15 protein-coding genes and 1 tRNA gene are annotated in these 12,045 nt (G+C 46.6%); 12 read left to right on the forward strand and 4 right to left on the reverse strand.

The annotated features are described in order from the left end of the window. On the forward strand, positions 1 to 302 hold a 302-nt coding region (locus IT393_01795), incomplete at its 5' end, for a tyrosine-type recombinase/integrase (protein MCC7201383.1). 42 nt (positions 303 to 344) lie between these two features. Here the strand turns inward: IT393_01795 and IT393_01800 are convergent. Then, positions 345 to 419: transfer RNA gene (locus IT393_01800), tRNA-Gly, on the reverse strand. A 95-nt stretch (positions 420 to 514) separates the two neighbouring features. Here IT393_01800 and hisH point away from each other — a divergent pair. The 9 genes from hisH (at position 515) to IT393_01845 (ending at position 7,499) form a co-directional block, all read left to right on the forward strand. Beyond that, a complete protein-coding gene (gene hisH, locus IT393_01805) occupies positions 515 to 1,129 on the forward strand; it encodes an imidazole glycerol phosphate synthase subunit HisH (protein MCC7201384.1) in 615 nt (204 codons plus the stop codon). After that, the gene (locus IT393_01810) at positions 1,126 to 1,758 is read left to right on the forward strand and encodes a hypothetical protein (GenBank protein ID MCC7201385.1); all 633 of its coding nucleotides are present in this window, start codon (positions 1,126 to 1,128) and stop codon (positions 1,756 to 1,758) included. Before hisH ends, IT393_01810 begins: the two co-directional genes overlap by 4 nt. Positions 1,759 to 1,854: 96 nt before the next feature. Next, entirely contained in the window at positions 1,855 to 2,580 is a 726-nt protein-coding gene (gene hisA / locus IT393_01815; GenBank protein ID MCC7201386.1) for a 1-(5-phosphoribosyl)-5-[(5-phosphoribosylamino)methylideneamino]imidazole-4-carboxamide isomerase, read from the forward strand. A gap of 3 nt (positions 2,581 to 2,583) precedes the next feature. After that, the gene (gene hisF, locus IT393_01820) at positions 2,584 to 3,381 is read left to right on the forward strand and encodes an imidazole glycerol phosphate synthase subunit HisF (GenBank protein MCC7201387.1); all 798 of its coding nucleotides are present in this window, start codon (positions 2,584 to 2,586) and stop codon (positions 3,379 to 3,381) included. 9 nt (positions 3,382 to 3,390) lie between these two features. Further along, the gene (locus IT393_01825; GenBank protein MCC7201388.1) at positions 3,391 to 4,083 is read left to right on the forward strand and encodes a bifunctional phosphoribosyl-AMP cyclohydrolase/phosphoribosyl-ATP diphosphatase HisIE; all 693 of its coding nucleotides are present in this window, start codon (positions 3,391 to 3,393) and stop codon (positions 4,081 to 4,083) included. Then, positions 4,080 to 4,424 carry a histidine triad nucleotide-binding protein gene (locus tag IT393_01830; protein MCC7201389.1) on the forward strand — a complete coding sequence of 115 codons (345 nt, stop codon included), beginning with the start codon at positions 4,080 to 4,082 and terminating at the stop codon, positions 4,422 to 4,424. Before IT393_01825 ends, IT393_01830 begins: the two co-directional genes overlap by 4 nt. Before the next feature lie 210 nt (positions 4,425 to 4,634). Beyond that, positions 4,635 to 5,321, forward strand: coding sequence for a 7-cyano-7-deazaguanine synthase QueC (gene queC / locus IT393_01835; protein MCC7201390.1), 687 nt, complete (start codon positions 4,635 to 4,637; stop codon positions 5,319 to 5,321). Then, complete coding sequence (locus tag IT393_01840) at positions 5,318 to 6,070, forward strand: hypothetical protein (protein MCC7201391.1); 753 nt, start codon at positions 5,318 to 5,320, stop codon at positions 6,068 to 6,070. The genes queC and IT393_01840 overlap by 4 nt, the downstream gene beginning before the upstream one ends. A 13-nt stretch (positions 6,071 to 6,083) precedes the next feature. After that, positions 6,084 to 7,499: an HD domain-containing protein gene (locus tag IT393_01845; GenBank protein ID MCC7201392.1), complete on the forward strand. Its 1,416-nt coding sequence runs from the start codon at positions 6,084 to 6,086 to the stop codon at positions 7,497 to 7,499. 2 nt (positions 7,500 to 7,501) lie between these two features. Here IT393_01845 and IT393_01850 read toward each other — a convergent pair whose 3' ends face one another. The 3 genes from IT393_01850 to IT393_01860 form a co-directional block, all read right to left on the reverse strand. Then, entirely contained in the window at positions 7,502 to 8,485 is a 984-nt protein-coding gene (locus IT393_01850; protein MCC7201393.1) for an ATP-binding cassette domain-containing protein, read from the reverse strand. 108 nt (positions 8,486 to 8,593) lie between these two features. Then, positions 8,594 to 9,559, reverse strand: coding sequence for an ABC transporter ATP-binding protein (locus IT393_01855; GenBank protein ID MCC7201394.1), 966 nt, complete (start codon positions 9,557 to 9,559; stop codon positions 8,594 to 8,596). A 10-nt stretch (positions 9,560 to 9,569) separates the two neighbouring features. Beyond that, entirely contained in the window at positions 9,570 to 10,280 is a 711-nt protein-coding gene (locus IT393_01860) for a tetratricopeptide repeat protein (protein MCC7201395.1), read from the reverse strand. A 179-nt stretch (positions 10,281 to 10,459) separates the two neighbouring features. Between IT393_01860 and IT393_01865 the strand changes: the two genes are divergently transcribed. Continuing rightward, a complete protein-coding gene (locus tag IT393_01865) occupies positions 10,460 to 11,089 on the forward strand; it encodes a dephospho-CoA kinase (GenBank protein MCC7201396.1) in 630 nt (209 codons plus the stop codon). Between the two features lie 63 nt (positions 11,090 to 11,152). Then, positions 11,153 to 12,025 carry a UTP--glucose-1-phosphate uridylyltransferase GalU gene (gene galU, locus IT393_01870; protein MCC7201397.1) on the forward strand — a complete coding sequence of 291 codons (873 nt, stop codon included), beginning with the start codon at positions 11,153 to 11,155 and terminating at the stop codon, positions 12,023 to 12,025. Positions 12,026 to 12,045 lie beyond the last annotated feature (20 nt).

Below are 12,045 nucleotides of genomic sequence, written 5' to 3' on the forward strand. Positions count from 1 at the left end.
ATGGGGCGATGGAGAAGGGAAGGATTGAAAGCTTCCGGTTCCACGATCTGAGGCATACCTTTGCCACAAGACTGGTGCAGGCAGGTATCGATTTGTACAAGGTGCAACGGCTTCTGGGGCACAAGACGCCGGCGATGACGCAGCGGTACGCGCATCATTCTCCGGAAAGTCTCAGGGATGGCGTGGAGGCGCTGGATAAAATGAACGGGAACGGCGTATCACAATTCTATCACAGCGCCAATAAACCGGAGACGGAGCCGAATGTCTCCGGGGAAAATCTATCACAAATCTATCACAATTGAGGAGTAAGCCTGGTGAGGGTATTTCGTAACTATTTGAAATATTGGAGCGGGAAACGGGATTTGAACCCGCGACCCTCGCCTTGGCAAGGCGATGCTCTACCGCTGAGCTATTCCCGCTTTATGCGGTCACACAACTCATCATTTTTAGCATTTTTACTGTTCCCCTGTCAATAGTGGTGGCAAAATATCGTGATTTGACTTATAATTTCATGATGAGTTTGATTGCCATCATAGACTATGGTATGGGGAATCTCAGGAGTGTTGAGAAGGCATTTGAGCGTGTCGGTCATAATGCATTTATTGCAAGGAGGCCTGAAGAAGTCTCAAAGGCATCACATGTAGTCCTTCCGGGTGTAGGTGGTTTTCCGGAGTGCATGAAAAACCTGACTGAAACTGGTATGATAGATGCCGTATATAAGAGTATTGAGTCCGGGAAGCAGTTCCTCGGGATATGTCTCGGTCTTCAGCTCCTGTTCAGTGAGAGTGAGGAGTTTGGCAGGCACAGGGGATTGGACATTCTGCCTGGCCGGGTTATAAAATTTGATCTGAGGAAGGAGTTTAAGGTTCCTCATATGGGCTGGAATGGTATTAGTTTGAAGAAGGAGGTTCAGTTGCTGAAAGATGTTCCTGATAACTCCTACGTCTATTTTGTCCATTCCTATTATGTGGAGCCTGATGACAAGGCGATTATTGCCACGGTGTCTGATTACGGTGTTGAGTTTACATCGGCTGTGTATAAAGATAATATCTTTGCATGCCAGTTTCATCCGGAAAAAAGCCAGGATATGGGACTGAGGATATTAAGAAATTTCGGGGATAGTAAATGAAGACACTCAAAATTGGTTTATCTCTGTTGCTCCTTGCCATCTTTTTTTATACAGGATGCAGTCCTAAATATGTATCTACTGCAACTGTGCCCAATTGGGCGGATGCAGGTATCAGGAAAGTTGTAGTGATTCCATTTATTGCAATGCCGGATGGGGATCAGAAGGGATTAAGGAGTGCCAGGGTAAGTCCGGATGGAGTTACGATGGTCTACAGTACTTTTTACAGCAGGTTTGGAGAGTTGGGGTACCTCAGCATACCATATGATGAAGTGGACAAAGATGAACTCGCTGCGCCAGGGCCGGTTTCGGTTGATCTTGTGCGGGCTGTCGGAGAGAAAACCGGGGGGGATGCTATACTCACGGGTGTGGTTACAAGATATGAGGAGAGGGTTGGAGGGCCGGTTGGCATACGGAAACCGGCATCTGTTGGATTTGAGGCAAGGTTGATCAACGCCAAAGACGGGACTCTCCTCTGGACAGGAAAATATGCAGAGACGCAGAAGTCTCTTACAGAGGACCTGAGTATGATACTCATATTTATTCAGAGAGGCGGGAAATGGCTGACAGCAGAGCAGCTTGCAAGGTATGGGGTCAACGAGATGCTGAAAACCCTGCCGAAGGTTAAATAGGGACAGCGACTATTTATTTGTTGCTACATGATCTTCATCTGCAAAAATAAATAGTCGCTGTCCCTATTTAACGTAACTATAACAGGAGGGGTTTAAATGAAAATAATTCCGGCAATAGATATTAAAGGCGGACAGTGCGTAAGATTATATCAGGGGCAGATGGATCAGGAGACTGTTTATTCAGACAATCCCCTGGAGGTTGCCAGGAGATGGGAAGATGCGGGGGCTGAGATGCTTCATGTTGTGGACCTTGATGGTGCTGTGGAAGGAGCCCCTGTAAATGATGAGATCATCTGTAAGATAATCTCATCTCTCAAAATTCCCGTGCAGGTGGGTGGAGGTATAAGAGAGATCCCTGCGGCCGGCAGGTATATTGATGCCGGAGCTGCAAGGGTGGTGCTTGGCACTGCAGCCATAAGCTATACAGGTCTTGTACTCTTATTGGCCGAGTCATTTCCAGGAAAAATCGTTATTTCGATAGATGCATCAGATGGAATGGTTGCCATAAGGGGATGGCAGGAAGTTACAAATACAAGTGTTGTTGAAGTAGCAAAGCAGTTTGAAGATGCACGTATAAGTGCGATAGTATTTACTGACATTAAAAGGGACGGGACTCTGTCGGGCCCGAACATAGAGAGCATCGAAAGGCTTTCCAAAAATGTCAGGATTCCTGTTATTGCCTCCGGGGGGGTATCAGGCATCAGGGACATTGAGGAGCTGCAGACTATCAGGGATCCGGAGCTGGAAGGGGTGATTGTCGGGAAGGCAATATACTCCGGTGCGATAGACCTGAGTGCGGCTATAGCGCTTACGAAGAAATAGATTATGCTGGCTAAACGCATTATTCCATGTCTGGATGTTAAAGAGGGCCGGGTTGTAAAGGGGATCAGCTTTGTTAATCTCAGGGATGCCGGGGATCCTGTTGAGGCGGCCCGTCTTTATAATGACGAGGGCGCTGATGAGCTTTGCTTCCTTGATATAACTGCATCGAGCGATAAGCGGTCAATATTGATTGATGTTGTGAGGAAAACTGCTGAGCAGGTATTTATGCCTCTGACAGTTGGAGGAGGTGTCCGTACTCTCGATGATATAAGGACGCTTCTTAATGCAGGGGCTGACAAGGTGTCAATAAATACTGCTGCTGTGAAGAGACCGGAGTTTGTGCGTGAGGCGTCAGAGAAATTCGGCAGCCAGTGTATTGTAGTGGCCATTGATGCAAGACGGTCGTCGTTGACATCAGAGATGGGCTTGGATCCGGTTCCCGGCAAGTTGCCGCATTGGGAGGTGTTTACTCATGGCGGCCGTACGGCCACAGGGCTTGATGCCGTCCAGTGGGCAAAGAAGATGGAGGCATACGGGGCAGGGGAGATACTCCTGACAAGTATGGACAGGGATGGGACTAAGGACGGATATGATATAGAGTTGACGCGGGCTGTTTCTGAGGCTGTTACAATACCCGTAATTGCATCAGGGGGTGCGGGGACGCTTGAGCATTTGTATGAGGGCATTGATGGCGGAAAGGCGGATGCAGTACTTGCGGCCTCTATATTTCACTTCAGGGAATATACGATAAGGGAGACGAAGGAGTATCTGAAGTCGAAAGGCATATGTGTCAGGTTATAGATTTTGCAAATGAAAGATTTTATTAATCAGATAAAATTTAACAGCCATGGCCTTGTTCCTGCGATTATTCAGGACTCAAGGACGCTTGCTGTGCTTATGATGGCCTACATGAATGATGAGGCGCTAATGACCACGATAAAGACAGGGGTTTCGCACTTCTGGAGCAGGTCCAGGCAGAAATTGTGGCAGAAGGGTGAGACCTCAGGCAATAAACAGAAGGTAAAAAAGATATTGTACGATTGTGATGCCGACACGCTCCTGTTATTGGTCGAACAGACCGGTGTTGCCTGTCACACCGGCAGCCCCTCCTGCTTCTTCAGGGAATTATACGAAAGGGTTGACAGAAGTGATGAACGCAGGGGTATGGATAAGACGAATCTGTCCGGTATCCTCAACACTGTCTATGATGTAATCATAGACCGCAGGGATGTACCATCAGAGACATCTTATGTCAGTTCGCTTTATTCTTCCGGACTTGACAAGATACTTAAAAAGATCAGTGAAGAGTCCGGTGAGCTTATTATCAGTTCCAAGAATAATAACAGGGATGAGATAATTTATGAGGCAGCAGACCTGTGGTTTCACTCACTGGTGTTGCTGGGCTATCACGGCCTCAGCCCGCAGGATGTCTACGGTGAGCTTGAGAAGAGGTTCGGGGTTTCAGGTCTTGAAAAAAAGAAACGGGAGGGTAAGACAAAATGAGTTCATGCATCTTCTGTAAGATTATATCAAAGGAGATAGCGGGTAAGGTTGTTTATGAGGATGATCAGTGGTTTGCATTTGATGACATTAATCCTCAGGCCCCTGTGCATGTGCTGATAGTCCCAAGGGAACATATCCCGACGCTCAATGACCTTAAGGAAAATCACAGGGATATTATAGGGAATCTGGGTATTGTCATAAATAAGATAACTGATATCAAGGGTGTCAAGGACCCTGGATTCAGGGTGGTCATTAATTGCAATCCTGCAGGGGGACAGCTTGTCTATCATCTGCATGTGCATCTGCTGGCCGGCAGACAGATGACCTGGCCGCCAGGGTGAATGAAGAGTTAACAGTTATATAGGAGCATTTTCAGGTGAACCGTCATGAGCATCAGGCTCACAAATGGTCATGAAAACGTCATTCCCGCATAAGGGGGAATCCAGACCAATGGCCTGGTTCTGGATTCCCACTTACGTGGGAATGACGGGGTGAAAAATCCTGCGGGGACAGGTTCCGTGGGAATGACGGGTACTTAGGAGTATTTTCGAGTGAACAGGGCGGTTGTCTTATTAAGCGGAGGGATTGATTCAACGACCACAATGGCGATTGCCAAATCAGAGGGTTACGAATTAAATGCCCTTACAATAGATTATGGTCAGCGGCATCTGCATGAGATAGAAAATGCCCGCCTTGTGTCCGGCTTCTTCAAAGCAGGCAGACATATTGTCATTAGTGTTGACCTGAGAGAGATAGGCGGTTCTGCACTTACCTCGTCAATCGAAGTTCCGGTGAACCGGACGCCTGAAGAGATTTCTCATGGCATACCGGTTACATATGTGCCTGCCCGCAATACCATATTTCTTGCCCTTGCGCTCTCCTGGGCAGAGGTCCTTGATGCGGATGTGATATTTTTCGGTGCGAATGTGGTTGACTACAGCGGATATCCTGACTGCCGGCCGGAATTTATCAGGGCATTCGAGAAAATGGCCAATATAGGAACCAGGAAGGGTGTTGAAGGGGAAAGAGGTTTTTCAATAAATACGCCATTGATAAATATGACGAAGGCTGAGATAATACGGAGGGGAATTGAGCTTGGCGTTGACTACAGCCTGACCCACAGTTGCTATACCCCTTCTGTAGATGGAATTGCATGCGGGAGGTGTGACAGTTGTCTGATCAGGAAGAAAGGTTTTTCTGAGGCAGGGATAACAGACCCTGTACGATATTCAGCATGAAGATACCCGAAGTTTTTGATACTGCAATTGACATAGAAAAAAGGCTTTCGAATCTTTACCATAAATTTGCCAATCTGTTCAGGGATAATTCAGACGTGCATAATTTCTGGATAAAGATTGCAGATCATGAGAAGCTGCATTGTGAGATGCTTTCGCTCAATAAAGGATGTCAGTCATGGAACAACCCTTCTGTCCTGCACAGGGCAAAGAAAAATATAGTAAAGGCAGACATAACTGTTATAGAGTCTCTCAGTCTCATGCTGAAGGAGTATGAGCGGTTGCTGAAAAAGGAGGCTGTTTCGCTTCAGGATGCAATAGGCATTTTATTGAAGATCGAGAACAGCGGCTATAATCATATTTATAACAAGCTCATTCATACGTCTGGCATCAGGTTTCAACAGGATGCTGACGACCCGCACCGTTCTGTATATGAGCATATGAAAATTATCAAGGCTTTTTCTGACAGATATTTCAGCGGGGAAGATCACGGCATCAGGATCGAAGATTATAAGGATACTAAAGTTCCGGTGCCATCAGTGGTGCCTGGGGATAAAAGAGGAAAGATAACTGAAATAGTTCGTGACATGTCATACGGCTTCATTGAAGGAGAAGATGGAGAGAGATACATGTTCCTGCCGGATAATCTGACTATTGGAACCTGGGATGAAGCAGGGATAAACATGCCAGTCGCGTTCTCTGTGGTTAATCTTCCATGGGGACCCCGGGCAAAAGATGTCAAATGCAGTTAATTGACGCAAATAAATGTCAGAACCAACCGTATACGAAGGTATAGCGCTCATCTCAGACCCCATTCACGGCTACATATCCTTTACTGTGCCGGCAGGTAAAGTAAGGGAGAAGACCGAGAAGGACCTGATTGACTCGCCCTGGGGACAGCGCCTCAGGCAGATTTATCAGATACAGAGTGCGCGCTGGGTCTATCCTTCTGCCGAGCACAGCAGGTTTCAGCACTCCCTTGGGGCAATGCATCTTGCAGGAAGATTTGCGAGGCACCTCTATCCCATCCTGAAAGATATAGCCCCTGAGTGTCCCTCAGAACCGTATATTGAAGAGATGCTTCGTGTAGCGGGCTTTCTCCATGACATTGGACATGGTCCGTTTGGCCATTTCTTTGATGATAATGTTCTTGATGAATATAAAGAGACACATGAGACAATAGGGCAGAGGATTATACGGGAAGAATTAGGTGATACTATAAGGGGTATACGGAGGAGTCCTTCCGGCAACTTTTCAGACGGGGAGAGGCTTGTTCCGGAATATATAGCCTTTCTGATCGGAAAGGGGCCGTACAAGGCCCCGCTGAAACCTTCAGACAATTATCCCGGATGGCTCCTGTTCATGCAGCCGCTTTTAAGCGGTATTTATACCGTTGATAACATGGATTATGTCCTTCGTGATTCGTATATGTGCGGGGTGGCCATAGGTCCGGTAGATATTAACCGTTTAATTCACTATTCCTTTTTTACTGAAAAGGGACTGACTCTGCACAGGTCAGGGCTTTCTGCGCTCACCATGTTCTTAAATGCCAGACTTTATATGTACAGCAATGTATACTATCACCGGACGACACGCGCCATTGACCTGCACCTGCGGGAGATATTCAGGGATACTTTAGACATATTGTTTCCATACAATCCATCAGAGTCTCTTGATAAGTATGTTTCCCTTACTGACTGGTCCTTGCTTGAGGCTGTACGGGGCTGGAGCAGGAGCAGGGAACCCAAAAAACGAAAGCTGTATGCTGAATGGCAGAGGATTCTTAACAGGGATGTAAAGTGGAAGATGGCTTATGACAGGATTCTCTCAATAGGCGAGGTGGAAAAGGGGCGGAGGTTTATAACTCAGGAGGAATTTCGCAGGGCTATAAAAGAGAAATTGCCGCCTGACATGAAAAACATCCAGTTTAAGATTGACATGGCGAGTCAGGACCCGAGACCAATTAATCCGCTCATGATGGGTGACAAGCAGATATATGTATACAGCCCGTCCACCAGAGAGGTGTCAAAAGAGGCTCTAAAGGAGTTCTTCGATTATATACCTGCGAAGGTGGTACTGTGCCGTATTTTTGCACTAAACCACAGGTATGATTTCGTGCTCGCTTCTGCGGCTGAGAAGGTGCTTGTCTCGGAGGCAAATAGTATCAAGACCAATGTTTAAACTTATGCCCACTCGCCGGCACGGATGCATGCCGCTGTATGACTATTCCCATAGTTATCAAGCGAGGGGATGATCTCTTTACAGCGGGGGATCATTTTGGGGCATCTTGTGTGGAACCTGCATCCTTCTGGTATGTCAATGGGGCTTGGTATATCACCTTCAAGGAGAATAACCTTTCTCTCTTTTTTCGAAGGGTCCGGGACAGGGATGGCCGAGAGCAGCGCCTGAGTATAGGGGTGCAGGGGCCGCTTAAATAATTCTTCCGTTTCAGCATGTTCCACTATCTTCCCAAGGTACATCACGGCTATCCTGTCGCTTATTATCCTCACTATATTTAAGTCATGCGCGATAAAGAGATAGGATATCTGATTTTCTTCCTGAAGTTCTTTCAAAAGGTTGATGACCTGCGACTGGATGGACACGTCGAGGGCAGACACAGGCTCGTCTGCCACGATTAATCCAGGCTTAAGGGCTATGGACCTTGCTATTCCAATTCTTTGTCTCTGACCGCCGCTGAATTCATGGGGATAACGCCTCATTACCTCAGGATTTAGTCCCACCTTGTGAAGCAGGCGTGCCACCTCGTCCCTTCTCTCCTGTTTTGTCCCTATCCTGTGTACAATAAGAGGTTCTTCGACGATTTCTCCTACGGTCATTCTGGGATTCAAAGAGGCGTAAGGGTCCTGAAAAATTATCTGCATATGCCGCCGGAGTTCTTTCATCCTCTTTTTACCGGCATTGCTGATATCTTCACCCATGAAGGTTATTTCGCCTTCAGTCGGTTCAAGGAGCCTCAGTATAAGCCTGCCGGTTGTGGACTTGCCGCTTCCGCTTTCGCCAACGAGGCTTAAGACCTCATTCCTGCCGAGGTCAAAGCTTATGCCGTCAACGGCATGGACCACCCTCTTCCTGCTCCTGAACAGGCGGCCTTCTTCTACAGGAAAGTGTTTTTTAAGGTCTTTAACTGACAGCAGTGAATTTTTCACTCAAATATCTCCGTTCAAATCCCCCCTGTCCCCCCTTTACTAAAGGGGGAAACTAACCTCCCCCTTTGAAAAAGGGGGACTAAGGGGGACTTTCATCTGCATGGCTTCTTATTGCTTCTTCACGTCTACCAAGCACCGCACCAGATGTCCGCCTCCGGCATCAAGTAGGTCAGGTTCGTCTTTCCTGCACTTGTCAATTACATACTTGCAGCGCGGATTGAACATGCATCCTTCCGGAAGGTCTGAGAGCCGTGGGACACTTCCCTCGATGGTCTGAAGCCTCTTCTTTTTCTCTTCACCCCTCGGTATTGACTGGAGCAGCCCTATGGTATAGGGATGAAGGGGGGAGGCAAAGAGCTCTGCAGTGTTTGCGTACTCCACTATCTTACCGGCGTACATGATTGCCACGTCGTCAGCCATCTCTGCAATCACTCCCAGGTCATGTGAGATCAGGATCAACGCCGTCCTGCTTGTTTCAATAAGCTCTCTTAGCAATCTCAATATCTGGGCCTGGATCGTAACGTCAAGGGCTGTGGTTGGTTCATCCGCAATGATGAGAGACGGCTCGCAGGAGATTGCCATGGCAATCATTACCCGCTGTTTCATCCCGCCGCTCATTTGATGGGGATACTCCCTTATCCTCCTTGAAGGGTCCGGAATCCCGACACGCTGAAGCAGGTATTGTGCCTTATTCATTGCCTCAGATCTCTTTAAGCCTTTGTGTACACGGAGGATCTCAGAGATCTGATTTCCTATGGTGAATACAGGGTTCAGGGAGGTCATGGGGTCCTGAAAGACCATTGCCAGCCGGTTTCCTCTCAGCTTCCGTATCTCTTCACTGTCGAGTCTTAATAGGTCGCGCCCGTCAAAGAATATTTCTCCGGCAATAATGCGGCCAGGCTGGGGTACGAGGCGCATTAAACTTAGCGCTGTAACACTCTTTCCGCACCCTGATTCACCGACAAGTCCAAGGACCCTGCCCTTGTCAATCTTAAAACTTACATCGTCCACAGCCCTGATCACGCCTTCAGGGGTGGAAAAGTGGGTCTTGAGATTGTTTACGGAAAGTAGCATTTAGGCAGCATTAAGGTCTGGCACTTGATACAATAGATATGTATACCTTTGCATCCCTGTTATCAGGATCTACAACAAGCGCATTCTTCCATTCTTTCAGCGCTAGGTCTACAAATCCCATCATGTAGTATGTTATGCCAAGGTTTATGACTGCCGGCAGGTGCCTATGGTTGATTTCAATGGCCTTCTGAAAGGTCTCGATTGCGTTCTCAAATTCACCATTGTCCCTGTATGTGGTGCCGAGCTGGGTGATTATGTCAGCAAACCAGGGCCTGAGTTTTAATGCCTTTTTAAATTCTCCGATCGCCTCTTTATATCTCCCAAGACCATAATACTGGCTGCCAAGCTGTGCGTGCTCATTTGCCAGTCTGCCTTCAACATAGGGATCTCTAATCTTTCTTGTTTTTGAGACTGTCTTTACTGCCATCTGAAATATCCTGCCTGCCTCTTCATATTTCCCCAGCTCATTATAAACAATAGAGAGGTTGAGGGCCGCTTCTGTGTATGATGGGTTAATTTTAAGGGCCTGTTCAAAGCTTGTTATTGCACTCTGAAAAATGCCCTTTTGATGATAGATGATACCCACCTTGTTATGCACATCAGCAAATCTGCCGGGATTGTCCCTGGTGAGTTCAAGGAAGCATTTCAAGGCATCATTGATTTTACCCTGATCAAAGCAGGTTTTCCCCTGCTCATATATCTCCTGCTGCTCCTGTGTCATTGATGGTAGGTTACTCTAAATGTTGAATAGTGTCAATATATTGAAGCAGTGTGATGGAGAAGATGTAACTGATTCACAGCACTATTACAAGTCGAATAGATTTTCCATTAGGCAGCAGGGGTATTTGTAAAGTATATAGAAACATTGTTTATCTCAAATTATTGTGATAAAAGACTTACATGGTCTTTGCCGGTCTTACAGGGGGAATAGCAACAGGGAAGAGTCTGGTTTCAGAGATGTTCCGGTCTCTTGGAGCCTTTATAATAGATGCGGATTTGATTGCCCGTGAGATTGTCCGGCCCGGTCTTCCTGCCTGGAAGGCTATTGTGGAGGCCTTTGGCAGTGAAGTACTGCTGAAGGATGGCAATATAAACAGGTCAGTGCTCGGCAGTATTGTCTTTCAGGATTTTTCAAAAAGAAGCATACTGAATTCCATCATGCATCCGGGGATATTGAAAGAGGCTGCCAAAATGAGAAAAGTTATCGGGGAGGATCACCCGTTTGCCGTTGTTATTTTTGATGCAGCCCTTCTGATTGAATCAGGCGCCTATGAAATGGTTGATCTTGTAATTCTTGTATATGTAAATGAAGAATTGCAGATAAACAGGCTGATCAACAGGGACGGCCTGACAAGAGAAGAGGCAATGGACAGGATAAATGCACAGATGCCGGTTGAAGAAAAGAAGGAATATGCTGATTACGTCATTGACACATCATCATCACAAAGAGATGTAATTGAAAAGCAGGTCAGGTATGTATATGAGATATTAAAAACCCTGTCTGTCAAAGACAAGGGCGCCGTTAATTGACTTTTACACCGCTTTTTTGTAACATGAAAAACCGTAAAATATAACCTGGAGTAGTGTGCATATATGGCTTTACGCCCTGTAACAAAGGCGCTTTTTCCTGCAGCGGGATTGGGTACGAGGTTTTTACCGGCTACAAAGGCATCTCCGAAGGAGATGCTGCCTCTTGTTGACAAGCCGCTGATCCAGTATGTTGTAGAGGAGGCAATAGCCTCAGGTATTGAAGATATTGTCATGATAACAGGCCGCGGGAAGCGTGCCATTGAAGACCATTTTGATATATCCTATGAGCTTGAGGATGTCCTTAAGGGAAAGGGGAATAAAAAATTACTGGCTGAGATACAGAAGATATCAAATATGGTGGACATATTCTATGTACGGCAAAAGGAGGCTTTAGGCCTTGGTCATGCCATTCTATGCGCAAAAAACCTCGTCAGGGATGAACCATTCGCAGTTCTCCTTGGTGATGACATAATAGATGCGGAAGTCCCTGCCCTGAAGCAGATGCTTGAGGTTTATAACACTTACAGCGCCAGCGTTATTGCCGTGCAGGAAGTTGATAGAAGTCAGGTGTCGAATTATGGTATAATAAAGGCCGTACCTGTTGCAGAAGGCGTCTATAAGATATATGATATGGTGGAGAAGCCTGATATTGAAGACGCCCCTTCCAATCTTGCCATAATTGGAAGATATATACTTACTCCGGATATAATAGAGCTACTCGAGAAAACAAGGCCCGGAAGAGGAAAGGAAATACAGCTTACTGATGCCCTGAGGGAGCTTGCGAAGACGAGGCCTGTTTACGGTTATAAGTTTCAGGGAAAGAGATACGATGCAGGCGACAAGCTGGGATTTCTCCAGGCAACAGTGGAGATCGCTCTTAAGAATAAAGAATTCGGGGATAAATTCAGAAGCTATTTGAAGAAGTTAAAATTGTAAAAAGGAGGCCATTAAAGTGG

It is taken from the genome of Nitrospirota bacterium (assembly GCA_020851375.1).
Classification (GTDB): Bacteria; Nitrospirota; 9FT-COMBO-42-15; order HDB-SIOI813; family HDB-SIOI813; genus RBG-16-43-11.